Raw genomic sequence first — 26,159 nt, 5'->3', positions numbered from 1 at the left:
TGGAGTCGAAGGATGCTGACACCACTAAACCAATATCGCGTGCTGGATTTGACCAATGTGCTAGCGGGACCATTCTGTGGTCATCAACTGGCCCACTTGGGGGCTGAGGTGATTAAGGTCGAAGTGCCGAAAAGCGGTGATTTGGCCCGCCAGTTAGGCGCTTCCCCCACACTGAATAAAGCGGGAATGGGAATTTCGTTTCTTGCCCAGAATGTAGGCAAACAATCGGTCACGCTGAACTTGAAAACGGATGCAGGTAAATCCCTGTTTAAACAGTTGGTTGAAACAGCAGACGTAGTGATTGAAAACTTTCGTCCGGGTGTAATGGACAGGCTGGGTTTGGGTTACGAAGAGTTAAAAGCAGTCAATCCCAATATTATCTATTGCGCGATTTCTGGTTACGGTGCTGATGGCCCGATGCGCCACCTCCCCGCATATGATCAGATAATCCAGGGTATGTCTGGGGTGATGAGTATTACCGGAGCACCGGAAAATGCACCATATCGGGTGGGCTATCCGATAGCCGATACCATAGGTGGAATGACCGCTGCATTTGCCATATGTGCAGCGTTGGCAGGCAGGGAGAAAGCGGGCGAAGGCTCGTTTATCGATGTATCTATGCTGGAGTCAACGTTGACCACTATGGGGTGGGCGGTTTCCAATTTCTTGGTCGCTGATAAAGCGCCTCAACCGCTTGGTAATAACAATGTTACCGCCAGTCCGTCGGGCACTTTTAAAACAGGTGAAGGTTTGTTGAATATTGCCGCCAACAAACAAGAGCAGTTTGAAGCCTTGTGCCAACTCATTGGACGGGAAGATTTGATTCTTGATTCTCGTTTTGCCGAGCGGCAGGCAAGGTTGGAAAATCGTGAGTTACTGACAGGTCATATCGAAGCGGCTTTTGCTGGGAAATCAGCCGAAGAATGGGAGTCTGCGCTGAACCACATTGGAGTACCTGCCGGTAGGGTGCTGAGCGTTCCACAGGCACTGGATTTACCTCAAGTGCAAGGCAGGGATTTTACCGGGTGTTTCGTAGACTCGCCTGGGGTAAACCAAGATGTCCGCTATGTTCGGACCGGCTTCAAATTAGACGGTGAGCGTCCTGCGGTGACATTACCCCCTCCGCAGTTAGGCGAGCATACCGAACAGTGGTTGACGAATCTGGGGTTGAGCAAGGAAGACATCGAACAGTTACAAGGACAGGGGGCAATATGAGTATCGAAAGACCCGAGCAAGGAATTGGCCGTGATGTGAGTGACTGGTGGAAGACAGATATCATCGATATGTCACCGGGTGTAATTCGCTATTATGGTTATCCTATTGAAGATCTCATCGGCAATGTCAGCTTTGCTCAGATGATTTGGTTGATGGTAAGGGGGGAGTTGCCTTCGCCTTCACAAGCCAATCTACTCGATGCCACCCTGATGTCAGCCGTTGATCACGGCCCACAAGCCCCAAGTATTGCAATTGCCAGAATGGCATCGACCTGTGGTGTTGGCCTGAACAATGCTATGGCTTCGGCGGTTAATGTGTTGGGTGATGTACATGGTGGCGCGGGTGAACAAGCAGTTGCTTTATACCAAGCTATTGCAGGTCGCTGCGCGCAAGGTGAAACGCTAGAAGCCGCGATAGATATAGAAGTGACTGCCCACAAAGAGCTTCACGGTAAATTTATTCCAGGCTTTGGCCATCGTTTCCATCCAATAGATCCCCGGGCCCCGGCTTTGATGGAGTTAGTTAAGCAAGCCGCAGATAGTGGAACGGTAACGGGTCAGTTTGCTGAAATTGCCATGGGAGTCGAAAACTACCTGTTTCAACAAAAAGGCAAACGTATCCCGATGAACATCGACGGGGCAACGGCTGTGATTTATGCCGAACTGGGCTTTCCTGCCCCGCTTGCCAGAGGACTATTTTGCCTATCCCGCTCGGTTGGGATATTGGCCCATGCGTGGGAGCAAACAGGGCAAGGAGGCAGGAACAAAGGGCCTATTCCGCGCAACCTACTTTGGTCTTATGAGGGGCCAGAACCGCGCAAGGTTGAAGACTCATCGAGTTAATCAGAATGGGGTGCTTGATTTCGTACTTAGTACTGATATTATGTGCGTTGTGTGGCCTTTGATGATGTTTTAATAAAATCTCGTCTATTTACCTCTGTTTGAGGGGAGTGTAATGGCAACGAACGTCTGCTTGTTTGCCATTACACCTTTTCTTTTTCTCATTTTTTCAATTATTTAGTGGAAAAGAAAATGTCGCCGTAGTAGGCGGTGGCTGCCTGACCGCTGTTGTCGCTATCGGTCATGATGGCAATGGCATCGAGGTAGCGGTAGGCCTTTCGGTTTTTGTGCTCGCTACCTTTATCACCGAACACATTGATAAGATCCTGATAAACGTTCCGCTTTTCTTTGCGCCACTGTGAGATGGTGTCTGTCGCTCCCCGAACCGCAATCATTTGGACTTTGTCGCCGGCAAAGGGATTACTCCAGCGTGAATAACGTGGTTGGTTGCTGGACCAAACATAATTAATTGCTTTCGTCGCTGGGTTCAGCAAGTTATCGCCGATAACCAGATAAATCCGAGCCGCAAAGTCATCGCCGTTTTTTGTGGTCTCATTGATTCCACTCAACTGATCTTCTACTCGCCATGACCAATTGAGGTAGGGGGTCTCTTCGAGATCGATACGAATTGGTTTGGTGATGATGGTGGCACTATCGTTGCTGGTCGCTTTGAGGACACGTTGTCCATCAAAAGGGACTACAACGTATTGGGTACGCCCTACAAAATGCTTCACTTGCCATGAGGTCATTGACTCCAGGTTAAACTGGGCGACTGGGAGTTCAAATGAGGCCAAGGCACGCAAAGGCAACAGCAATAAGATGAAATATAGAAGTACTGGCATGAAGGTAATAGTAGTCTGATAAAACTAGCTTTGCTCCATGCCCATCCATTATCTGTCTTTCAGGCTATGTTTAATCTACGAAAGGTGCTTGGCCAGTCTGTTGGCTAAACAAAGTAAAGTAAAGGTTGGTGGTAAGCCCCAAGCTTCAGGAATAACGGAAGCATCGCAGACAAATAGCCCTTTGATATCGGTTTCTAGGTTGCTATCCACAATATCACCGATGGCGGCACTGCCACCTTGGTGTGCCGCAAAATGATGGGTGCGATAGATGTGCGTTGCCCCTGCGGCTTTCAAAATATATTCAGCGATTTCTGCCCCTTGGTTTAGTCGCTCTTTATCCTCATCGCACAGTGTCTTAGCCGCCCAATTAGGGCCAATTTTCCCTTTCGGGCTATCTTTTGCTTTGACCATAATGGTCAACGTGTTATCGGCAGAAAGCATCCGGTCAAACCGGCCAACTTGGGCAGTGAACAAATGGAAAAACGGCTTGGGCAGAGCAAGGTCTGACAGGACAATACCTTCATCAGGCAGGTGTAAGCCGGCAGCCATCGGCACTTCTCCTGCTTTAAACTTTTCATCGACAGCCCCCATCACTGCCACGACAGGATCAATAAAGAACTGTTGGCCTGCTGCTTTAATCCCGCTTTGCTGCAGGATCTGCGGTGAGCCAATCCCACCAGCGGCCAAAATGATGTGCTCTGACAAAGCCAGGTGTACACCCCCGTTATACAGGTACTCAACACCAACCGCATGTTGACCGAGTTTATGGTGATGCTCTGTCAGTACCTTGGTAACTTTTGCCTTGGTAATGAGTTGAGCACCGTTTGATACAGCGTCTTCCAAGAAATTTCGGGCGGTCCACTTGGCATTATGTGGACATCCATAGCCACACAAATGGCAATTCGCTCGGCATTGTTGGGCATCGATCAGTTTGTCGAGCTTTTGCCATTCAATCCCTGCTTTTTGTGCCCCTTGCCAGATGCGTTTTGCCCTTGGGCCAATGAGGTTGTCAGGAAGGGGAGAGCAGGGCACAACCTGCTGCATTTCCTTGGCTTCGTCACGTAAATCAATACCGTAACGGTCAAACATATCAAATGGAGGAAGCATGGCAGCAGCGTAGTTGATAGCTGAACTACCACCAGCGGTGATCCCGCGAATCAGCAACGAAAGATCTTTGCCAACAAAAGCGCCTTTGCCGGGGATGGCGGCAATATTTGCCATTTGCCAGAAAGAACCTGTTAGCGGGGAGTTATCACCCCATTCAAGAACAAGAATCTTTTTCCCTTGCTGACTGAGTGATTTAGCCGCTGTTGCACCCGCTGGCCCACTGCCAACAATAATTGCATCAAAAGATGCGTTTTCCTGAATTGCCATGGTTGTGACCTGAACATTTAACTTTGTTAACTATATGACAAATAGGCACTTAATCCTATGCTTGTAACTGGCGATTAAAAAGCAGAACGATAAGTCTTCTGTATGGGTTTAAGCGCTCAGCTTACCAAACGTGACATTCAGCGCTGTAGGAGTAAACTGACGAGTTTTTTATTCCATATTGGAATGTAAGCCATGGATGGTGTGTAGAGAGGACAAAGCATGATCCATGACCGAGCCAGCCAAATGGTCATCTTCCATACCTTAGTTGAGGCTGGCAGTTTTACTGCCGCTGCCCGGACTTTAGGGGTATCAACTTCCCATGTTAGTAAGCAGCTAGGTGTGCTGGAGAGTGATTTGAATGTAAAGCTGATCCAGCGGACCACACGCAGCTTAACATTGACAGAAGCTGGCCATCATTTTGAAAAGTATGCCAAGCAAGTTGTTGATGCCGTTAGCGAAGCTAATGACACTATGGCGCTGGAGCGTGATGATGTAACCGGTGTGATTCGTCTGGGGCTATCCCAGTCATTCGGCACTATGCATATTATCCCAGCGATAGAAAAACTGCGTCAGTTATACCCCGACTTACAGGTTGAATTGAGCTTGTTTGACCATAAAGCCGATATGTTGGCAGACGGTTTGGATTTGTGGATCACCAACTTTGAGCATATCCCTGAAGGCTATGTTGCTCAGCGCCTGGCAGAAACCCGTTTCATCGTTACCGCTTCGCCTAAATACCTGATTGAGCATCCTGCTCCGAATCATCCGTCAGAGCTTGTCAGTCATAATTGCGTGACCTACCAAAGTCGTCAGCGAGATTACAGCTGTTGGGATTTTACCAAAGAAGGGGAATCATTGACGGTGAAGGTCACAGGTAACTATCGGGTTGATTTGGCAGAAGCGGTAAGAGATGCAGCCGTTGCCGGGTGGGGAGTTGCCTATCTTGCCAGTTACTTATTAACCGATGAATTCAGGGATGGGAAGCTCATCCAACTCCTTCCGGATTGGACGGCTAATCAGACAATGCCATTTTATGCTGTTTATCCGAGCAGGAAGCATTTACCGCGGAAGATAAGTGCGGTTATTGAATTCTTTAAACAATACATTGGTGAAGCCCCTTATTGGGATGAAGCACTGAAACCTTGGGTAAAGATCTAGCAGCTGCCGATAATTCCAACAGTTGCTAGCAAATAATTGTTCGTGAAGGCATAAATACTTTTTCCATTTGGCAATAATAAGGAAGGCTGCACAGATAAAATATTTATAATCAATGCTTTATGTTTGCCTTTGTTTTTGGTGGTTTAGACATGTAACAAACGAATAGCAAACCCGTCTTGTGCGCAATCCTTTGCTCTCTAGAATGCGCGGCTCAACATTTAGAGCAAAGGTGCTATTTTCATGTCGTCCTTACTGGGTATTTTCGCCATTTTGGTTATTGCGTATCTCTTATCAACAGATCGCCGCAATATACCTGTCAGAACTGTATCACTGGCATTCGGCCTACAGATTATTTTTGCCTTACTGGTGCTGTACGTTCCTGCGGGTAAAGATGCCTTGAATGCAGTAACAGCGGGTGTGTCCAGTGTCATCGATTATGGCCAACAGGGAATTAGCTTTTTGTTTGGTGGTTTGGCAACCGGCAGTGTGGGGTTTGTTTTTGCCATTAATGTACTGGGCATTATTATTTTCTTCTCGGCACTTATTTCTGCGCTCTACCATATTGGCTTGATGCCGAAAGTTATTAACGTTATTGGTGGCGGTTTGCAACGTTTATTAGGTACAGGCCGTGCTGAGTCACTATCGGCAACTGCTAATATCTTTGTTGGCATGGTTGAAGCACCGCTGGTGGTAAAACCTTATCTGACAAAAATGAGTGATTCGCAATTTTTCGCGGTCATGACTTGCGGTTTGGCATCTGTTGCTGGTGGTACTTTGGTCGGATACGCCTCGCTGGGTGTGGAATTGAATTTCTTGATTGCGGCGGCATTCATGTCGGCACCAGCAGGTTTGTTGATGGCTAAAATGATGGTGCCACCAAGCGAACAGGCTAATGATCAAGATGAGATCACTTCGGTAGAATTGCCGCGTGCCACCAATGTGGTTGAAGCCTTGGCTGATGGTGCGATGTCTGGTGTGCGTATTGCCGTTGCGGTAGGCGCCACGCTACTGGCCTTCATCAGTGTAATCGCCCTGCTTAATGGTCTATTGGGTAATGTCGGCGACTTGTTCGGTATTCAGTTGAGCTTTGAAATTATCCTAGGCTACTTGTTTGCGCCGATTGCTTTCCTGATTGGCGTGCCGTGGAACGAAGCTTTGGTCGCAGGTTCTTTGATTGGCAGCAAGGTGGTGGTTAACGAATTTGTTGCCTTTATCCAAATGATGGAAGTCAAAGAGCAACTTAGCGAGCACTCACTGGCGATTGTGACTTTTGCATTGTGTGGTTTTGCCAATGTTTCAACCATGGCTATTTTGATTGGTGGTCTTGGCAGCCTAGCTCCTGAGCGACGCACTTTTATCTCGAAAATGGGTTTCCGTGCGATCACCGCTGGTGTGCTGGCTAACTTGATGAGTGCCTCCATCGCAGGTGTGATCCTTTCACTTTAAGCGTGGTATTACTTTAATAAAGACAATGCTTTCGGCCATCCTAGTGGTTGGTTTGAATAGACAATCAAGAGGGGAGAACGTGAGTTCTCCCCTTTTTTCATAAGGTTATATGGCTGGTTGCTAAATAAGCTATTAGGTTTACTTAGCTAAAAGGGGTTGCTACTGTTAACGGGCAAGCAAAATAATACTCAATGAAAAGGATGACAAAATGAAAGTGATAGCCTTCGCCGCAAGCAACAGCAGCACCTCCATTAATAAACAACTTGTCACCTATGCCGCCTCGCAATTAGAAGGCATCAACGTCGAAGTGTTGGATCTCAATGATTTCGAACTGCCGCTTTTCAGCCAAGATAAGGAAAATGAACTCGGTCAGCCCGCGCTCGCCCATGCATTCCTTAGTAAGGTCCAATCTGCAGATGCGTTGCTGATTTCATTTGCTGAACACAATGGCTCTTACACTGCCGCCTATAAGAATTTGTTTGACTGGGTGTCGCGAATTGAGCCAAAAGTGTATCAAGACAAACCGGTTGTTTTGCTATCGACCTCACCGGGCCCTGGCGGGGCAAAGAATGTATTGGCCGCTGCTGAGGCATCAATGCCATTTTTTGGCGCCGAAGTGAAGGCGACGCTATCTGTACCGAGTTTCTATGACAATTTCGACCCTGATAATGGCGGCATCATTCACCCGCACTTGAATGATAAACTTGTTACGACAGTGCAGTTGCTTCTGTAGTAATAGTTTCAGTAACAACTGCTTTATTTAATACTTTAGGGTTAGCCTGTCTCTTATTTATCAATGCCCTTGTGATATTTTCACAAGGGCATTGCTCCCACTTTCATAGTTAATCTGGTTTCAAAATTGGAAATTTTGATTGGTTAAATCGAATTATACCTTTCAAATACATATAATAAATATTGTTAACCCGCTGAATTATATTGACTTTAAAATAATTTAATTACTCTTTTATAAAATAAAAATACCTACCTATACATATTCATTCATTTAATGTCTTGAACCTGAATAATTGCTGAATCTATAATCTCGCCACAAATAAAACAGCGCTCAATATTTTTAGTGCCATTACGCAAGAGTTTGAAAAAAGGCCTAGTAAATGAAATACCGATTAATTGTAGTAATAATGGCTGTTGGGGCTCTCCTGACAGGTTGTGGTGGTGGCGACTCCTCTTCAAATTCCCAATCTAGCAGTGCTACTAAACAATATGGTCGTCAAACTCAACTGAGCATCAGCGATGGTGAGTTGGCAACACTTCAAAACGTAAAATATGCCTCCAATAAAGGGGTTGGCATGCGTACCCCGTCAAATTTTGAGAAGTAGAGATTACAATGAAGAAAACGGCTATCACTGCTCTTTTGGTCATGGCAACCTCGAGCGCCAACGCCTCCCCGAATATGCAAGGTTATTATCAATCAAAAGAACTTATTAATTATGCAGTTAATAAGATTCAGCAAAATAAAGCTGAATACTTTATGTTGGACTATGCCTTAACATTACCGGCCAGCAATGAAGCTCAAATAGCTGAATACAATACCGCTATAGGCTATTTTCAAGCTCATAATACAGATGTGAGCGAAGATGTATTCATCAACATCGTGAACAAAGTGAACCCATCAGCACTCGACGATCAGTTTGTATGCCGTGTTGATATCAAAGGGACAAACCATGCAACGAGTAAGACAAAACTGGCTTACATCGCTAAGCGTGGTCAGGTGTGTGATGCGAATTATGACTCTGAACCACGTGCTATTAGCCAAGTAGGTACCAAGATTTCCTTCTTCCGCCGCTGGGATTTCGACCCAACTTCCCCACATTTTGATATTCAGAGTTACGATATTGATGAGTTATCAGGGCGTGAAGTGATAACCCAAGATTATTTCTTAAAGTTTGAAGGTCACTGGATTGGCACATCAGTACGTGTCATTAAGGCTGATGTTAAAATGGACTCTGGTCATAATGAAACCAGTTATGATGTAGCAAGTTATCGGGAGTTAGGGGCTAGAATTGGGCAGATTCCAGGCGGCAACAGTCTGCTGTATAGTGACCACCCTTATTTTGTCGCAGAGGATAATTTGGATTCACCTGTTGATAGGAGCGTAAAAGCGGTTACCCAGACTACCTTCAATACAGTCAGTATAATAGAAGGGCCGTATAACGGACGTAATTTGCATACTGAAAAAGCTCACTATGAAATCAATCGTGATTATGTGAAACCATACTTATTGGATAATCTTAATACGTTATACCTCGTTTCAGATCCGCAGTTCTTTGCAATTGATAGTTCTCTAACTGGCCCATATGATAGTTCGGTTTGGCGTGATGAGACTAGCGAAGCTAAAGGTGGGGATTGGGTTGCACATGCATTTAACAATACTCACAATATTGTTAGCTTTAGCCCAACTTATTGTATGATAGAAGATATTGCTGAAGGCCGACCTGTCATAGAATACCTCTCGGCGGATGGGGATAGTTTGTTTAATCCAGCGATGGATAAATGCCAAGTATATCAGCCCGGCACAGTTGCAAAAGAATACACCCACTTTACTAATGCCGATGGTATCGATTTAGCCGTTGAGTCGCTACGTCAGAGTGCTAAAGATATTATTGATGTTCGCACACAACACCCGCAAGGAAATGAAGCTTTACTAACTGTCGATGATGTAAATGCAATGCTTGATTCACCAAGGTACCAAGATATTAAAAAGGAATTGAGTCAGCGTTACAGTTGGTCTAAGCCTTACGATATCTTGAAGTAGAAATAAAAACAGCGACTCAGTGAGTCGCTGTTTTTATTTTAGAGGTGTTGGCTTACTTGTTTGCCACTTAGCTTTTGTTAGTTACAAGTTGCAACACCGATGTTCTCCCATACAGAAGCGACTCCTGGCTCTTCGCCTTTGGTCCACCATTGGGCTTTCCAGCGGTAGTCGTTATGGTTGACTTCATCATCACCGTTATACGCAACACCGGTGTTCCAACCGAACTCAACATCACTGATCAGTTTCCACTGATCGGCAGTCACGCTTGGCTCATTACTTTGCGTCCAGTATTTTGCCTCCCAAACTAACTGATCATGACTCACTTGATCGCCGGTGTTGTAAACTGCACCGCCAGTCCATGCAGGGTAGTTGCCAGCATTTGGATCGGTTAAGTCACACTCATTGCCGCCTGTATCCTTAGGTGTCACTGTCACTAGGGTCTGCGCCTCGGCATCCAGTGCGCCATCTGTTACTAGCACAGAGACAGTTGCCTGCGTCTCCTCTGTAACTGCAGGGGCTGTCAAGGTTAGTGACGCAGTGCCTTGGCCCGATACAAGTGCAAAGCCTTGAGGGATTGACCAGCTGTAAGTTAATGGGTCACCGTCTGGATCATCCGCCTGGGCATTAAGGGTGAAGTTATCCTGCGACTCAACAGAAAGCTCAGTTGGCAGCGATACACTCGGCGGCTGGTTTTCCTGCTCTGCTTTGTTGTTGATGGTTACCGTGTCGCTGTCAGTTAGGCCTTCTTCGTCTGTTACTGTCAGGGTGAAGGTATAACTGATGTCAGTATCTGTTGACGGTACGGTTATTGTGGCCTTCGCTTCGTTTTCCCCAGTAATAGACAGGGTGTTGCCAGCAGTTTGTTTCCAGCTATAGGTAATGGTTTGTTGCTCCGGATCGTAGGAGCTAGAGCCATCCAAAATGACATCAAGTGGCCCAGTTACGGTCTGGTCTACACCGGCATTGGCATGGGGGGGCTTGTTTTCCGGTGGTGGTGTTACCCCATCATCACCATGTCCTAACCCTTCGTGCATGGCGTTGAGGACATCCCCATTGTCGGCATCTATTTCCCAAGAGAACAGGCCCGCTAAGCCACGTTGTTGAACATAGTTACCTTTCGCTTTTACTGCTCTTGCGTTGTCATAGGAGATCAATTCTTTTGTGCTAGGGTTCCACTTGTAGGAAGCTTCAGCTTGTTCGTCGTACCTGTCTTCCCAGCCATTACCTGAGTGGTTGTCGACGATATCACGGTAATCCAATACGCCGGCTTCCCATGTGCCATCAATACCACCGGTGGCTTGTCCTGTCATTGGGTTATCGCCGGTGTAGTTATGGACGCCTTTCCAGCCACGACCATATTTGGGGACACCAATGACCAATTTCTTCGGATCAAGTCCTTGTGCCAGAAGATCATTGACGCCTCGGTCTGTGGTGTGGGTAATCGCCGGGTTGTGGCTTGCGTCATAAAGCCCGGCCTGATGACCAAGATTGTTCAAATCGAAGGCACCGAACATGTCGTAGTTCATCAGGAAGATGTAGTCCATATATTGCTGAGCACGACTATAGTCAACAACTTCGATCTTTTTGACATCGACACCAATGGCAGAAGTTAGCTCATAGGTACGGCCTGTTTCCGCTGAAAGCTCATCCAGCATTTCACGAAGCTCTTTCATCAAGGTGACATACAGTTCGCCATCTTTTTCTTTGTCACCCAAAGTCGGGTGGGCACCATTACCGCCAGGATATTCCCAGTCGATATCAACACCATCAAAGAACTTCCAGGTTTGTAGGAACTCTTTTACTGAGTTAACAAAGGTCCGGCGTTTGGCTTCATCATGCATGAAGTAGAACGGGTCCGATAAGGTCCATCCGCCAATAGAAGGTAGGATCTTCAAATCTGGGTAGGCTTGTTTGAGCGCCATCATCTGGCCAAAGTTACCCCGGTATGGATCGGCCCAATCACTGACGCCTTGCTGGCCTTTTTGGATCGCAGCCCAAGGGTCATGGATAGCGACTTTGAAATCATCACGTCCCGCACACGCTTTTTGCAACGCTTCGAAGCTGCCAAGGATTTGCTTTAAGCTGTCATTGATGCCGTTGCCGCCACAGATTGGGGTGAAACCGTAGATGATATGCGTGAGGTTTTGGGCTGGGACTTTATCGATAGGGAAGGCTCGGTCATAGACGCTCCACTCAACGAAATAGGTGCCGACAACCTTACCTGATTTATTGGTGTAAGGTTTATTGTTCTCTTGCAGAACAGGTACCAGCGGTGCGAGGTGGCTGCCATCGGTATCTGCGATAGTGAGTTCGACACTGCCACTTTCACTGCAGCCATCAGCGTTACACAGCTCAACGGTCATGTCATAGACACCCCCTTTGCTGACGTCGAATGTAGCGCTTTTTACACTACCGTTGCCAGTCCAAACCGTATTGCCATCAAGTTTTACATTGGCCGTCTCTGCAGGATCGCCGCTCCATGTTTGCCAAGAAACCGTCACTGCAACACTGTCATGCACGCCAACCACGATTTCTTCGTAACTGCTTGCATCGCGGTTCAATTCGACAAGGGCGTAGGTGTACTCACCCCAATCGATGGTTGGTGCCCCGGGTGCGGCGGCAAAGCTTATTGAGGATGAGAGTAAGCCGCCAATTAACATGGCTAGATTAGACTTTTTCACAGAATGAACTCCATTTACATAAAACGGGTAATGGTTTGTTGAGCGGGATAAAGTGGAAATCTATTTATAAAATGAGAAAAACAGAATCCATTAATATTGTCGCGCTCCATTTGTTTTAATAAATACGAGTACAACGAAAGGGAGAAAACTCCACTTGAGGTAGCCCCGCTATCATAGAAAAATCTTTAGACCGGAAGCTTTGCGTCCTAAATTTTCATTTAGTTTGCCGTTGTCACAAGTACTATTAAATGTGTAGCAAAGGTGCTTATTTTGGTCAAAGAAAAATCTATTGTTTTAATTAAAATGACAGCAAAAAAGTGTAGGCATGTGAGCTTGCTCCATGAACTTGAAGATTAATGATAATTCAATTAACTGTTTGAATTTAATTGGTTTGGTGATCTATATCTAGCAAATTGGTGCGACCAGTTTGATTGATTTATAAGCTGTCTCTTGCTGTTTGTGGTGTCAATATAATGCCGATTGTTCCTCGCATTAATCGTTGTTATGACGTTTGTTTATTGTATTTAGTCGATGAATTTTGGGCTGGTTGGGTTGAAAAAAGGCAGATGACGTCAGATGTCATTGTTTGTTTGCTCTTAATGATTGTTAATTATCAACAGAAGAGTGATTGTTGGGTTTTAAAAATTAGCGGGTTTTTTGTTAATATCTTGTAATTTAATGACTTTAATGTGTTTTAAAGTGAAGGGTGGAATTTTATAAAGAAAGTTAAACATTCGAATTAAGTGGTTGGTTTAGCAAATTATGACCAAGTTGATTGGTTGCGGATACTTGCTATCAAAATAAGCTGATCGACTTGTTTTTACGGAACTTAAATAAATGTCTAAGAATATTTTTGTTTTGCTGAACTGCTTCAAATCTCTATCGCTAAGTTTGCCATTGGCCTACGGTTTTTATTTACTTGCGCGTAGACAAATATCTATCTCTCCGAGAAAAAGCAGGTAAACAATGACGCCACGTAAATTTGCGGTTGATGACGGTTCAACCAACGTTAAAGTAAGTTGGATTGAACAGGGTGAACTACATACCGTTATCTCTCCAAACTCCTTCCGTAAAAACTGGAAAAGTGCCGCACTGAGAAAAGACAAGAAGATCTTTAACTATACGATTGGCTCAACCAAATATACCTACGACATGACCTCAGACAAGGCGCTGGAAACAACTCATGTCGACTACCAGTATGATGATTTGAATTTGCTGTCAGTCCACCATGCCTTGCTACAGACTGGCATTGAACCGGGCCCGGTAAAATTGGTGGTCACTCTGCCAATTACCGAATATTACAACGCTGAAGACTGCCAGAAAAACGAAGCTAAAATAGCGCGTAAGCGTGACAACTTAATGCGCCAAATCGAACTTAACAAAGGTGATTTGTTTGAAATCGTTGATGTTGAGGTCATGCCAGAGAGTTTACCTGCCGTACTTTCTACCCTGACTATGCAGTCTGTTAGCCAGTTCAACCGTTCTTTGGTGATAGATATCGGTGGCACAACACTGGATATGGGTGTGATTGTGGGTGAATTCGATGATGTGTCAGCCATCTATGGCAACAACGAAATCGGTGTATCCATGGTGACGGACGTAGCGCGCAAGTCACTGGCTGTTGCTGATAGTGACTCAAGCTATTTGGTGGCAAACGAGCTCATCAAGCAACGTGATAACCTAGATTTTGTCCGTGAAGTGGTCAATGACGAAAGCCAGATCTCAGTTATCCTCGACAAAATCGACACCAAGATTGATGAGTTGGGTAAGCAAGTCGCTTATGAAGCGAAGAAGTTCGCCAAGAACCCAAATCGTGTGTATTTGGTTGGTGGTGGCGCGAGCTTAATCTATCCGGCTGTACAAAAGGCCTATGAAACTTTGGGCGAGCGAGTAGTGCTGGTGGATGAGCCACAAGAGGCGTTAGCACGCGAGCTTTGCTTGTATCATGCAGACGGTGAGGCCGTGAATATGCCAGAGCAAGAGGCTGTCAATGGCTGATCGCTTGAAGCGGATAAATTACTCGATTTATCTCGACCCGCTGAACAACCCCGCAGATCTTTACGCGAGCAAAGTGCTTCATCAGTGGGCTGATGACTTCTCGCGTTTGAAAGCTGAGTCTGCCGAAGAAAATGGCTTGGCATTAATCAATGCTCGGAATGTTCAGAAACAAGTTTACCTAAGTGGCTTGTTCCTGCATCTGCTAAGCCCTGAGCTGTCTCAGCAACTGAGTTTGCAGGTGACAGAGGCACAGGTGTCGGCGTCCACATTAGAGAGAACGTTGAATGGATTGGGTCTTTTGGTAGAGGGTTCTGATTCCAAGAGCACCCAGCAAGGACAACATGATTTGCTTCAGGCTATAAAGGACTCGATTGTTGAGCAAGTTCAAGTTGAAGCTAGTCATACCCGAGAGCTCTTTTCGTCACAAAAGCAACAGTCGTCGCAAAAGCAGCAAATACCAGAAACAGAGCTGTTGAAGCGGGTAGAAGAACAGTCGCAGGAGCTCGCTGAGTTGAAGAAATTGCTAACAGATCAGACTGAGTTGATCCGCAAGCTATCGAGTGACAATGTTCGCTCTGCGGTGGGGCAATCAGAAAAACAGCAGCAAGATACGCCTGTTGTTGATCTCAATGAGCGCCTTGCCCATGTGCAGAAAATCAAGAAAAAAGGGATTTTCTAGGCCAAAGACCGAAGGATGAACCCTTAAAAAAGTACACGCCTAAAGCGTGTACTTTTTTTATCTGGGTGTTTTGATCGGGTCTGGGTTAAGCGGTCACGGCGTTGAAAGAAATATCACTACGCTGTTTTTTCTGAATATCTTTCCAAACCAGAGGCACAACAATAGCGGCTAGCAGGATATTCGATAGCGGCACCGACAGCCAAACGCCATTGACCCCCAACCACTGTGGTAAAAAGTATAAGAATGGCAGTTGAACCAGCATGTTACCCGCAGAAATCCCCAGTGCTTTGCCGCCTTGGTTAACCGACATGAAGTAAACAGAAGCCAGTGCAATAAAGCCATCTAAGAACATGGCAAATAGGTGTAGGCGCAACCCATTAACGGTTTCGGTGGCAAGGGCTGGGTCGCTATTGCTGAACAAGCCCACTAAAGTATTCGGGAACAGGTTTAGGAAGATCACTGAAGTGATCCCTGTTAGCACAACGACTTTACTTGCAAGGATCAGTGTTGCTCTGATTTTCTTGCCATGCCCAGCACCGTAGTAATAACTGACGGGCGGTTGCATACCACTGGCGATACCTTCTGCAAGCAGGTAGTACATGGTCATCAAGTAGCCCACAATGGCAAACGCCCCAACATGGACGGCACTGCCGTAATCCATGAATAGCTTGTTGTGTACGGCAACGATAAAACTGAAATAGGCATACATGAACAAGCTGGATGTTCCAAGGCTTACCGCATTAGTTGCGATGCGGAAGTTAAACTTCAGCGTTCTTAGGCTGAGCCTTAGCTTTGAGTAGTGCGTAAAAAAATAGCCTACCGCCGCAACGGTGATAGAAATTTGGGCAATGATGGTTGCAATGGCAGCACCTTTCAGGCCCATATCAAGGTGGGCAATGAAAATATAATCGAGGATGATATTTATCACAGCACCCGCCATCATCAGTGCGGTTGAGAAGTTAGGGCTGTCATCGTTACGAATGAGCATCGGCAAGGCACCTGCGGCAATCGTAAAGACGGCACCCCAAGTGAATACTTCGATGTAGGCGCTGCCCATTGCCAATGGTGTACCTGTTGCGCCCTGTGCGAGTAATAGCGAAGGTGCAATCATGGTCAGCAACGCCATCACGAGCAAACCAAAAATAGCGATTAGGCCTAGACCCGTTGACAGAGCCTGTTGTGCCTTGTTGTGGTTACCTTCACCTTTGTAAATTGAGATCAGGCTGCCAGTGCCCATGCCAACAAGCAGGCCGAGTCCGGCAATAAGACCGACAATCGGCCAAGCCATATTGATACCCGCTAAGCCTTCAAAACCAATGTAGTGGCCAACGAAAATACCATCAATAACTTGATATAAGCCGTTGACCAGCATGGCAGCGACGGAAGGGATCGCGTATCGCCAAAATGTTTTGCGAATACTCTTGTTATCGATAGCGGTGTTTGGCTGTGATGAATCTGGGGAGATGTTCTGTTGCATAGGGATATCAGGCTTTTATGACTTTGAAGCTATTATCGCTATTTTCCAGATTGATTGAAGTTAGTATCCATCCGCTTTTCGGATAGAATAAGAAGGAAAAGATCAGACAAAAATTGAGAATGGCAACGTGAATTGGACAATCGATCAACTGGAAGCCTTTGTATCTGCGGTGAACTATGGCTCTTTTTCTGCAGCAGCAAGGCATCTTGGCAAAGCCCAGTCCAGGGTGAGTACCGCTATTAGCAATCTTGAGTTGGACTTGGGGTTTGAGTTGTTTGACCGCAGTGCCCGTTTACCGGTATTAACTGCTGCAGGTGAAGAGATGTATATTGAAGCCCAGACGGTGCTTGCACAGTGTCAGCGTTTATCGGCCAGGGCCATGACGGTATCCTCAGGCGAGGAGGCTTCGTTCACCATCGCGATTGATGAAGCGGTGCCGGTTACCGCATTCGAGAGCCTGTTTGCTTTATTGGCAGAGCGATACCCTTTGCTGAAGCTGACGATTATCAATGGCTCTCAGCAAGACATCTCCCAATGGGTCGAGGCTGAAAAAGCCGATCTAGGGGTACTGTTTCACCAAGATGTGTTGCCTGAGAGCTTGGAGTTCACCTCAATAGGTCAATTCAAGCATGCTTTAATTGTGTCGAGGGCGCACCCCTTAGCCAAGATACCTGTTCCGAAAATTTCTGACCTAACCCATTACCGGCAATTAGTTATTCGTGACCGGATGGGAGTGGGCAAAGCGAAACCCATCTCCTCCAACTACTGGCATATTGACTCTTATTATTTGATTTCCTCGATGGTGATACGTGGGATAGGCTGGGCGTTGGTTCCGGAGCACGTTGCCAAGGAAATATGGTATGTGGATGAACTGGTGGAGCTATCCTGTGATGAAATCCCAGAGCCTCTTCTGGTAGAAATGGGCGTAGTGAAGCGCAGGGACAAAGGGGTTGGCAGGGTGATGGACTGGGTGTATACCGAATTGGCTAAAATTTTCTAGCACCATATCAATTTCTAGTTATGTTTATTAAACAATTTCTTGCTGCTAATGTCGTACCTATATCACCGTGAAAAATAAAGAAGTAAAGAGTACTGCCAAGCTATGACCGTCGAATCACCACTAACAACAAGCCAAGCCACCTCAAAGCCTTTGCCCCTTGTTCTTGCTGGGCCAATATTGCGCAAGGTAACACCTCGCGAGTTGACGTTGTGGTTTGCGGTCTCACGCCCTCTTGAAGGAAGTTTTACTCTCTACCAGCAAACAAACCAAAGGGAGCTGTTTTCAGGCTGTCTTTCGCAAGGTAAGCATATCCAAATTGGTGTGCGCGCTTGGGTATACCAAGTGACTTTTAGCGGTGAGTTTCCTGCTGATACTCCATTGGAGTACCAAATTGAAACACAGGATGGCTTAATCACTGAGCTTATGCCTGATCTGCTCTATGAGGGGGAATCACGCCCAGCCTTTATCATTCGGACTCAAGCTGACTATGTGATGCATGGCTCTTGCCGAAATCCGCATTATCCTAGCAAAGACAGCCTTGTGGCGGCGGATGTCAAAGTTGCAGGCCAAAACATTACTGACAGGCCATCATTGCTCATGATGAGCGGTGATCAAATCTATGCCGATCATGTTGCTGGCTCAACCCTTGATAGTATCCATCAGGTTATCGATTTGCTTGGGCTTTATGATGAAGATTTCGACAAGGCGCCGGTCGCCAATACCAAGGAATTACTCAATCATGTTGATAACTTCTATGGCAGGGACAAACTGTTACCTCAATACCTAGAAGGCGGTGAAGACATCATTGAGCGTTTTCCTAGCGTTGCTAATTGGTTGAGGCGCAAGTCTCCAGTTTTTAGCTCCCGTGAATCAGGAAATCACTTGATCACCCTGAGTGAATTTAACGCCATGTACTTGCTGGTGTGGTCGCCAGAACTGTGGAAACTGGTTGATAACTCCCGGCTAGAGAAAAATAGATTTCAATGGCCTGGCAATACGTTGGAATCAAATACCTTAGAAGTTAATACCTTAGAAGCTAGGTGGCAAACCCTTTGGGCTGATGAAAAAGTGCAGATCGATCAGTTTGTCGAAGGGTTACCTCAAGTTCGTCGCTTAATGGCACATATTCCTACCTATATGATTTTTGATGATCACGATATAACGGACGATTGGAATCTGACAGTGGGTTGGGAACAAGCGGCTTATCATAATCATTTCTCAAGGCGGATTATTGGTAACGGCTTGATCAGTTACTGGCTATGTCAGGGCTGGGGTAATGCACCTGAGAATTTTGACTCCATATTTCATAGCCATGTAGATACCTATTTCAATCAGCCTGGCAGCGATAGCCAAGATAGCCTGATTGACTACCTCTACCGGTTTGAGCAATGGCATTACACTATCAATACGACGCCGAAAATGCTGGTCTTAGATACCCGGACTCGCCGCTGGCGTTCGGAGTCCAAGATGAACAAGCCGTCTGGTTTGATGGACTGGGAAGCACTCAGTGAGTTGCAAATGTCTTTGATGAATGAACCGGCGGTCATCTTGGTTTCTGCTGCGCCTATGTTCGGGGTGAAGTTCATTGAGTCTTTGCAGCGCGGGATGACATGGTTAGGGCAACCACTGCTAATCGATGCCGAAAATTGGATGGCACACCCGGGTTCGGCCAATACCCTGATTAGTATCTTCACCCATACCAAAACACCGACGAACTTTGTGATCCTCTCTGGTGATGTGCACTATTCGTTTGCCTATGACGTTAAGCTACGTTTTCGAAACTGTAGCCCCAACATTTACCAGATCACCTCGAGTGGCATAAAAAATGAGTTCCCTAATGCCTTGCTGCGGGTTTGTGATTTCATGGACCGGATGCTCTATAGTCCTCGCTCGCCACTTAATTGGCTCACCAAACGTAAGCGCCTTAAAATCTTCAAGCGCGATCCTGACTTGCCGGGCAATCATCGCCTAATCAATCGAAGTGCTATCGGTGAAGTTAGGCTGGATAGCGAAGGAAAGCCTGTCGATATCGCGATTTTGACTGCCGAAGGGGAGAGGGTGAGCTTTCCACCCATTAACGCTAAATAAATTACTGACCTATATTTTCTAAGTGATATTTCAAAGAAATAACAATAGAAGGGGAAGTCAATGGCGGTAACGTGGAAGAAGCAACTAATGATGGGTGGTGTTTCTGCGGCTTTGATATTGAGTGCTAGCAGTGTTTGGGCCGGTTGGAAGTTAGACGGTACTAACTCCTCGGTCGGCTTTTCATCGGTCAAAAATGATAGCGTGATGGAACAACATGGTTTTCGCAACCTAAGTGGCTCTATTTCAGATAGTGGAGATGTATCGCTATCGATTGATTTAACCAGCGTTGATACCAAGATTCAGATCCGTGATGAGCGCATGAAGAAAGAGCTTTTTCATACTGAAAAGTTTCCACTAACGAATATAGAAGCCAAAGTAGATAGCGAAGCAATCAGCGGGTTAGGGGCCGGGGAAACCTTGGTACAAGACGTTGAATTTAAGCTCGATCTGCATGGTAAGGAAGAAACGCTGAATGCCAAGGTGCAAGTCACTGGCCTGGATGAAGGCGGTTTACTGGTTTCTACAATTACCCCGGTAGAAGTGCAAGCAGGCAGTTTTGGCCTCGATGAAGGGGTAGGCAAGCTTAAAGAAATCGCAAAATTAAACTCGATTTTATTGACGGTCCCGGTCAATGCCAACTTGGTATTTGTTGCCGATTAATGAAGTAAATAAGAGTTGGTGAACTATATCTAAAGCCAATACCCTTTATGCTTATTTTTTCAAAGCCGACCATTGTCGGCTTTTTTTATCGGTGATACTTTGCTATTTCAAGGAAATGTAGAAAGGGATTGAAATGAAAACAGTTATCGTCGACAAACAAGCCGTTACGCCAAACAAAGTTGTGTGTGTGGGGCGTAATTACGTTGCTCATATCCATGAGTTAGGTAATGAAGTCCCTGATGAGATGGTACTCTTCACCAAACCTAATTCAGCGATCTCCGAGGGGCTGCTAGCTGCTCATCGCGGTGATGAGCTTCATTACGAGGCGGAGCTGTCTTACCTTTACCGCAATGGCCGCTTTGATGCTGTCGCAGTGGGGCTCGATCTCACCAAGCGCGGCGTTCAAAGCAAACTAAAAGAAAAAGGGTTGCCTTGGGAGCGTAGCAAAGCATTTGATGGTTCAGCCCTGTTTAGTGAGTTTGTTCCTTTGCCTTCAGAAGATTTGGGTGAGCTAGGCTTACGACTGTTTATTGATGATGAATTGACCCAATCAGGGACTGTTTCATTGATGATTTATTCACCTGACGTGATTTTACAAGAAGTTCAAACCTTCATGACGCTTAATGATGGTGATATTGTGATGACAGGTACACCTTCTGGTGTGGGTAAAGTCAAGGCTGGCAGTCAGTTTAAGGCGCAGGTAATAGCTGGGGAGCAAGCTATCGTTTCCGCTTGCTGGGTAGCTAGTTAGGGCTTTGAAATGCCTATGACATACCGTAATGAGAATAGCGAAACGTGTTTGATAAAGAAAAAATCGTAAAGTTAGCCAATGTGAAGATGCCATTTGGCAAGTATGCCGGGCGGGTCATCATTGACCTGCCGGAAGAATACCTGTTGTGGTTTCAGAAAAAAGGCTTTCCCGAAGGTGAATTGGGTCTGCTGATGGCATTAGCCTTGGAGATGAAAATCGAAGGGCTGGAGAGCGTTATACGCCCATTGAGACGAGATTAGAGCATTATAGAAAAAGGATTGTTGTGGAAATATCGATTAGGCACTATGAAAAAACGGACAATGGCGATTTGTTCGATATTTACCGATTACCAGAAGTGACGGAAAATACCTCCCAGCTACCCTATTTGAGCTCGGATACAGTCGCACAGCTATTTGATAACCCTGATAACTATACCCTTGTTGCTGAAGTCGATGGTAGGGTCGTTGGCCATGTAACCTTGTTTATGACTAACAAGGTGAGGGACCGACATGCGGCCTTTGTGGCGATAGCCGTACACCCTTCCAGCCAAGGAAAAGGGGTAGGGCGATACCTTATGGAAAAAGCGGTTGAGCAGGCGGACAATTGGTTAAATTTGATCCGTCTGGAGTTGGAAGTCCATGCCGATAATGAAACTGCGTGTGCGCTGTACCATAAGGTTGGGTTTGAAACGGAAGGGATCAAGCGACTGAGTACGTTCAAAGCTGGTAAGTATATCGACATGGTGCTGATGTCGAGAATAAAGCCAGGTGCACAAGCTTAAAGCCATTAAGCGAGTGCACCTTGTGTTTTTGTTAGCGGATGCGGTTCCAGATAAACTGATCCAATGACGCTTTGCCCGCTCCTGAGAATACAAAGAAAGCGAAAACAGATAGCAGTGTCCATTGGTACTCAAGGCCACCGTTGAGTGAGTTTAAGCCAGCGCTGAAACCACCCATAGTGATGATGGCGACAACCATGCACACTGCCAACCCAAGGGCGGCCAATCTGGTCGCCAAGCCCAGCATCAGGGCCAGACCGCCAAAGAACTCAGTAATCGCCGCAAGGATTGCACTCAAAACAGGAAACGGGATGCCTTTCATTTCAAGAAAAGGTACTAGGCCCATTGGGTTCATTAATTTATGAAAGCCATGGTAGAGCATGATGAAACCTACCATGAGGCGGAAAATAAGCTCTAAGTTGCTATTTTCTGAAACTTTGAATAATGGTTTAAATTTTGAAATGTCCATATTATACCTTTAACTACAATTAAAATATGTATTCGATGCCAGCAACATGAGTATCTTCTATGGTTCCGCTATCGCCACCATCAGAAATACGGCCCTCAGCAAAAAGGAATAGAGAAGGTAAAATATCGAAGGCATTATAATGAACGCCGTAGCCTACAAAGCGTTCATTTTCTGCGCCCCACCGCCCATAAATTTGTGCGTGGTGGAGAACAATGGATAATTTATCATTTACTGCATATTCAGCAGCAATGTCCCAAGTATATTTATTTAGATCAGCGCTTTTGGCATTGTCATTTAATTCTGACTTTGCAATCGTGGCGCCAATATACCAAGGGCCTTGACGATAATTTGCCCCAATATTATGTGTCGCATCACCTTTATCTTTATAAAGTCCACCATTTGGACCATATAAACCCGCATCATGGTATGAATAACCTATGCCAAATCCGTCACCATAAAAAGGAGAGGCGCCATAAGTAATGGTGAATGCATTGCCATCAGTGGTGAAGGCATCATCTTTATAATCAAAATTACGGGTAGAGTCTGATAGTTGGGTGGAAGCAACAAACCCCCAATCACCAATACTGTTTTTATAAAGAAGGGTATCACTGTTGCGCCATGTAGCCTGCCCTGCTGCGACATCTTGAAAGCCTAGGTATCGCATTTTTAGAATGGGCATATGGGCATAGGTTGCCCCCCAGTCTTTACCGAACCACAGGCTACCAAGGTCAGTATGGCTGACACCAATGTATTCATAGCGTTTCCGCAGCTTACCGTTTTTTACTTCTGTCCCTTCCTTAAGGTTAAGAAAGTTAAGGTCATACTCCATACGACCAAAAACAGCCCAGTCATCATTGATGTCAAAATTGGCTAAACCATTAAGTCTAACTTTTGCTTCAATAGGGTTACCGTCTTGAGAACCTTCAGCTAATGGACCTCCATTAGTTTGATAGGCACCCAGTAAACCAACAATATTAATATTGTCAGTTAACTCAACGGCATGACTAGAGAAACCACAGAATAATGTGGCAAGCGCTAGATACTTCTTCATTATTTCCTCGACAGGACAAAAGTAATTAAATATGAAAATGAAATTATGATTTTTTTATAGATGTAGTGATTTACTGACCTTAATAAAAAGTCAGTAAATCAATAAAAGCGATGCTAAATGTTGCTAGATAGTTTATTACAAATGGTTATAATTGATTCTATTTCGTTACTCTCTAAAGAGGATAACCATTTTCTTTCTAGCTTCTGCATAATAATATCACCAAGCTTTCGTGTTTTTGTACCTTCTTCAGTCAGCGTAAGTAATTTATGCTTTTGGTTGTTTTCATCTTTTATTGTTGTTACTAAATTACGCTTAATTAAGTTGTCTACTAATCGTTTTGTTGCACTTCTTTCATTCATCAATGCATCAGCAAGTTTTTGCTGGCTTATTGGTTCAAAGCAATTTATGACCTCTAAAGCTTTCTGCATTTCAGTCGTGATGTCGTAATTTGCCATTAGCTCTTTCTGAGCTTGATTTCGAAAGTGTCGGTGTACAACGCCCATCATAAAGAACGGGGATTGCTCGAGGCTTTTTGCAATAGGCAAATTTGGGTAGTTATCATTTGAGTCCATATTCACTGCACTTTAACTCTAGTTTTACTCAATTGTACGTGGCTTTGGGAAATAACCCTACACTTGTTGTGCCTGCAACATGAGCGTATTGTCCATAATTATGTTGTAGGTGCAACTAAAGTGGTAGGTTAAATGTAACACAATGTTGGTTCTGTAAGCGTTGGGTTGAAAAGACGAAGAGCACTCTGAGTATAAGCTGATGATTAAAAAGAAATTCAAATCAAAGTCTATAGTGGTGAGCGTGATGGTAATTGAAATGATGGTTATGGATGCTAATGCAATGAACTGCCGTATAAAGTGATATACGGCAGTTTAGGACTTTGATGGGGCTATGATAAAAGGTTGATGACTTCGTTAGATAACTCGCCTTCATCATCATTCAAGTTCAGGCTATCAGGGCAGTCTGCCAGTAGCTCTTCGTCTGTCGGTACCACAATCGTTGTATTGTTTAGTAAATCCATAGTTACACACCTTGTATAGTGCTATGGCAGAGGCCCATAGCAAGTTATTCCTTTACGGGAACGATCCATTACTTAACGTTTTACTGGCAAGGTTAGGGGTGTTAAATGACAGGTTAATGAAAGCGCGACATTGATCTCACCATCTATGCTTTTTTACGGTTGCTTGGGTGAAATTTAAGCAATTATATTGGCTAGCGAGACAGTTTGAAGCGTAGCCTGTTTTGACTTGCCATGCGCTGTCCAGCAGCATTTTGCAAAGAAAAGATTTGCTTATAAATGGTGAAATAGCGGTTGATGTTCCCTACATAAGTAATAGGCTCCATGCCGACTTCTTCTTTGACAATCACTTCGACATTGTTGAACCACTTGGTTGGGTCATAACCGCGCTCCTCAGCAACCTTTCTTAATCGCCTTATCCTGTTTGGCCCAGCGTTGTAGCTAGCAAGTGCGAAGTAGAGTTGATTCAGTTCGTCGGTGTCATCATCCGTCACATACCTCTCGCGAATGAAATCCATATATTTGACCCCTGCATGGATATTGTTCTCGATATTTTGGATGTTGCGAATATTGATGTAGGGCTCGCTGGCTGTCTGGGGGAGTACCTGCATGATCCCGATGGCACCGGCATGGGAGCGTTTGGACTGATCAAAGCCTGATTCTTGATAAGCCTGAGCCGCGATAATTAACCAGTTGATATCATACATGTTACCGTAACGAATGAACCGATCTTCTAGTTCTTTGAATTTATCAATGTTCTCTGGGCTCATGACTTTTTGGAACCACTGTTTACTGTTGAGGTAGCGGTTGAACAAGACATTGCCGTTTAGTGTACCCCGGCGGTTGTTTTCCACGAACTCGTCCACCAAAGCTTTAAATTCAGGGCTGTTTTTACGAAAGCTCCATCCGATAGCCCCATTTTTGCGGATAGGGTATTCATAGTGGATCTGTAAATCGTCAGTAACCAAATCCCAAAATTCTGCTTTGTGTGAATCCAGAACCGTCATAGGAATAATGCCTTCTTGGACCATCTGTAACATCTCAAAGTCCTGAAGCGTTTCTTCGAGGAAATGAACAAACATTGGCTCTTTCCCTAGTTTCTCAAGCCGTTTGTTGATACGGCGAATACTTTGGTAGTAGCTCGAACTGGCACGCAGCCAGACACTCTTTTTTGATAACTGCTTGATGTTTGTAATGGGACTTCGAGTCGAGTGGGTGATGAACAACTCTTGGATATCAGAGAGAATAGGGTAGCTAAAGTCCACTTGTTTCATTCGTCGTGGTGTAATCGTCAGGTTGGCGGTGACCAAATCGCCAATGCCGGCATTTAATGCCGGTAGAAGCTGATCTCGATTTACTGGGATGATTTGTATACGGATTTTTTTCTGGGTTTTTTCGATGACGAATTTTTCAAACAGCAGTAGCATCTCAGAAATGAGACCCTTAGGTTGCCCTCTGTCTAAGTAGTAAAACCCTAGGTCAGCAGCAACAAGAACCCTAATAACTCGCTCTTCTTCCATGACAGGAAGATCACCGGTGTATCTTTCGTATTTCTGCGGGGTGATTTGGAATGCGCCGCAGACAGAAGACAACAGTACGCCAATCATGAACAAGAAAGGCAATGCGGTTCGCATAGGCAATACTCTTCACAATAATGCTTTTGAGTATAGAGGGCGAGAAGGTAACCGACAAAATGCTACCGAGTCAGGACTGACTCGGGCGCTGGATTTGAATGTAAACTCTAAAATTAATTCAAGTGATTTTTTTAGTGTTTTCAGTATTGATAGCAAAATAAATGAGTTGACATTTTTGCAATGCAACGAGTGAAAATGCCCATTTTGAGAGGTAAC

24 protein-coding genes and 1 riboswitch are annotated in these 26,159 nt (G+C 45.3%); of the genes, 15 read left to right on the top strand and 9 right to left on the bottom strand.

Annotated elements, in window-relative coordinates; translation table 11 throughout:
• Positions 1-12: 12 nt before the first annotated feature.
• Entirely contained in the window at positions 13-1,215 is a 1,203-nt protein-coding gene (locus tag C9J01_RS05180; protein WP_107297013.1) for a CaiB/BaiF CoA transferase family protein, read from the top strand.
• Positions 1,212-2,057: a citryl-CoA lyase gene (locus C9J01_RS05175; RefSeq protein WP_107297012.1), complete on the top strand. Its 846-nt coding sequence runs from the start codon at positions 1,212-1,214 to the stop codon at positions 2,055-2,057. The genes C9J01_RS05180 and C9J01_RS05175 overlap by 4 nt, the downstream gene beginning before the upstream one ends.
• 170 nt (positions 2,058-2,227) lie before the next feature.
• On the opposite strand, the gene C9J01_RS05170 is transcribed toward C9J01_RS05175, so the two are convergent.
• Together C9J01_RS05170 and C9J01_RS05165 are read right to left on the bottom strand one after the other, a co-directional pair.
• Positions 2,228-2,896: a DUF3047 domain-containing protein gene (locus C9J01_RS05170; protein ID WP_107297011.1), complete on the bottom strand. Its 669-nt coding sequence runs from the start codon at positions 2,894-2,896 to the stop codon at positions 2,228-2,230.
• Between the two features lie 75 nt (positions 2,897-2,971).
• Positions 2,972-4,270: an FAD-dependent oxidoreductase gene (locus C9J01_RS05165; RefSeq protein ID WP_107297010.1), complete on the bottom strand. Its 1,299-nt coding sequence runs from the start codon at positions 4,268-4,270 to the stop codon at positions 2,972-2,974.
• A 219-nt stretch (positions 4,271-4,489) separates the two neighbouring features.
• On the opposite strand from C9J01_RS05165, the gene C9J01_RS05160 reads away from it, so the two are divergent.
• The 5 genes from C9J01_RS05160 to C9J01_RS05140 all read left to right on the top strand — a co-directional run bounded on the left by C9J01_RS05160 (position 4,490) and on the right by C9J01_RS05140 (position 9,647).
• Entirely contained in the window at positions 4,490-5,428 is a 939-nt protein-coding gene (locus C9J01_RS05160; RefSeq protein WP_107297009.1) for a LysR family transcriptional regulator, read from the top strand.
• Positions 5,429-5,668: 240 nt separating this feature from the next.
• Entirely contained in the window at positions 5,669-6,874 is a 1,206-nt protein-coding gene (locus C9J01_RS05155; protein WP_107297008.1) for a NupC/NupG family nucleoside CNT transporter, read from the top strand.
• Positions 6,875-7,082: 208 nt separating this feature from the next.
• The gene (locus C9J01_RS05150) at positions 7,083-7,607 is read left to right on the top strand and encodes an NADPH-dependent FMN reductase (RefSeq protein ID WP_107297007.1); all 525 of its coding nucleotides are present in this window, start codon (positions 7,083-7,085) and stop codon (positions 7,605-7,607) included.
• 379 nt (positions 7,608-7,986) lie between these two features.
• A complete protein-coding gene (locus C9J01_RS05145) occupies positions 7,987-8,211 on the top strand; it encodes a hypothetical protein (protein ID WP_237156877.1) in 225 nt (74 codons plus the stop codon).
• Between the two features lie 8 nt (positions 8,212-8,219).
• Positions 8,220-9,647 (top strand): porin, encoded by a 1,428-nt coding sequence (locus tag C9J01_RS05140; RefSeq protein WP_107297005.1) that lies wholly within the window; start codon positions 8,220-8,222, stop codon positions 9,645-9,647.
• Positions 9,648-9,724: 77 nt separating this feature from the next.
• Here C9J01_RS05140 and C9J01_RS05135 read toward each other — a convergent pair whose 3' ends face one another.
• Entirely contained in the window at positions 9,725-12,307 is a 2,583-nt protein-coding gene (locus C9J01_RS05135) for a glycosyl hydrolase family 18 protein (protein ID WP_107297004.1), read from the bottom strand.
• Between the two features lie 176 nt (positions 12,308-12,483).
• Positions 12,484-12,566: riboswitch (cyclic di-GMP riboswitch) on the bottom strand.
• Between the two features lie 728 nt (positions 12,567-13,294).
• On the opposite strand from C9J01_RS05135, the gene parM reads away from it, so the two are divergent.
• Together parM and C9J01_RS05125 are read left to right on the top strand one after the other, a co-directional pair.
• Positions 13,295-14,326 (top strand): plasmid segregation protein ParM domain-containing protein, encoded by a 1,032-nt coding sequence (gene parM / locus C9J01_RS05130; RefSeq protein ID WP_107297003.1) that lies wholly within the window; start codon positions 13,295-13,297, stop codon positions 14,324-14,326.
• Positions 14,319-15,005: a hypothetical protein gene (locus tag C9J01_RS05125; protein ID WP_107297002.1), complete on the top strand. Its 687-nt coding sequence runs from the start codon at positions 14,319-14,321 to the stop codon at positions 15,003-15,005. Before parM ends, C9J01_RS05125 begins: the two co-directional genes overlap by 8 nt.
• 85 nt (positions 15,006-15,090) lie before the next feature.
• Here C9J01_RS05125 and C9J01_RS05120 read toward each other — a convergent pair whose 3' ends face one another.
• Positions 15,091-16,482, bottom strand: a complete 1,392-nt coding sequence (locus tag C9J01_RS05120; RefSeq protein ID WP_107297001.1) for an MATE family efflux transporter — start codon at positions 16,480-16,482, stop codon at positions 15,091-15,093.
• A 127-nt stretch (positions 16,483-16,609) separates the two neighbouring features.
• On the opposite strand from C9J01_RS05120, the gene C9J01_RS05115 reads away from it, so the two are divergent.
• The 6 genes from C9J01_RS05115 (at position 16,610) to C9J01_RS05090 (ending at position 21,762) form a co-directional block, all read left to right on the top strand.
• Complete coding sequence (locus C9J01_RS05115; RefSeq protein ID WP_107297000.1) at positions 16,610-17,482, top strand: LysR family transcriptional regulator; 873 nt, start codon at positions 16,610-16,612, stop codon at positions 17,480-17,482.
• A 102-nt stretch (positions 17,483-17,584) separates the two neighbouring features.
• A complete protein-coding gene (locus C9J01_RS05110; protein WP_107296999.1) occupies positions 17,585-19,570 on the top strand; it encodes an alkaline phosphatase D family protein in 1,986 nt (661 codons plus the stop codon).
• Positions 19,571-19,630: 60 nt separating this feature from the next.
• Positions 19,631-20,230: a YceI family protein gene (locus C9J01_RS05105; RefSeq protein ID WP_237156876.1), complete on the top strand. Its 600-nt coding sequence runs from the start codon at positions 19,631-19,633 to the stop codon at positions 20,228-20,230.
• Positions 20,231-20,363: 133 nt separating this feature from the next.
• Positions 20,364-20,981, top strand: coding sequence for a fumarylacetoacetate hydrolase family protein (locus C9J01_RS05100; protein ID WP_107296998.1), 618 nt, complete (start codon positions 20,364-20,366; stop codon positions 20,979-20,981).
• 44 nt (positions 20,982-21,025) lie between these two features.
• Entirely contained in the window at positions 21,026-21,241 is a 216-nt protein-coding gene (locus tag C9J01_RS05095; RefSeq protein ID WP_039469726.1) for a DUF3820 family protein, read from the top strand.
• A gap of 23 nt (positions 21,242-21,264) precedes the next feature.
• Positions 21,265-21,762 (top strand): GNAT family N-acetyltransferase, encoded by a 498-nt coding sequence (locus C9J01_RS05090; RefSeq protein ID WP_107296997.1) that lies wholly within the window; start codon positions 21,265-21,267, stop codon positions 21,760-21,762.
• Between the two features lie 31 nt (positions 21,763-21,793).
• Here C9J01_RS05090 and C9J01_RS05085 read toward each other — a convergent pair whose 3' ends face one another.
• The 5 genes from C9J01_RS05085 to C9J01_RS05070 all read right to left on the bottom strand — a co-directional run bounded on the left by C9J01_RS05085 (position 21,794) and on the right by C9J01_RS05070 (position 25,943).
• A complete protein-coding gene (locus tag C9J01_RS05085; protein ID WP_107296996.1) occupies positions 21,794-22,228 on the bottom strand; it encodes a DoxX family protein in 435 nt (144 codons plus the stop codon).
• 19 nt (positions 22,229-22,247) lie between these two features.
• Positions 22,248-23,279: a porin gene (locus C9J01_RS05080; RefSeq protein WP_107296995.1), complete on the bottom strand. Its 1,032-nt coding sequence runs from the start codon at positions 23,277-23,279 to the stop codon at positions 22,248-22,250.
• A 113-nt stretch (positions 23,280-23,392) separates the two neighbouring features.
• Positions 23,393-23,851 carry a MarR family winged helix-turn-helix transcriptional regulator gene (locus C9J01_RS05075; protein ID WP_107296994.1) on the bottom strand — a complete coding sequence of 153 codons (459 nt, stop codon included), beginning with the start codon at positions 23,849-23,851 and terminating at the stop codon, positions 23,393-23,395.
• A gap of 329 nt (positions 23,852-24,180) precedes the next feature.
• Complete coding sequence (locus C9J01_RS29990; RefSeq protein WP_272898706.1) at positions 24,181-24,312, bottom strand: hypothetical protein; 132 nt, start codon at positions 24,310-24,312, stop codon at positions 24,181-24,183.
• 191 nt (positions 24,313-24,503) lie between these two features.
• A complete protein-coding gene (locus C9J01_RS05070) occupies positions 24,504-25,943 on the bottom strand; it encodes an MltF family protein (protein ID WP_107296993.1) in 1,440 nt (479 codons plus the stop codon).
• Positions 25,944-26,159: the final 216 nt, after the last annotated feature.

Origin of the sequence: Photobacterium rosenbergii (genome assembly GCF_003026455.1) — a bacterium.
GTDB classification, from domain to species: Bacteria; Pseudomonadota; Gammaproteobacteria; order Enterobacterales; family Vibrionaceae; genus Photobacterium; species Photobacterium rosenbergii.
Note: the sequence above shows the minus strand (reverse complement) of the source record. Positions and strands in the feature narration are given on the sequence as shown.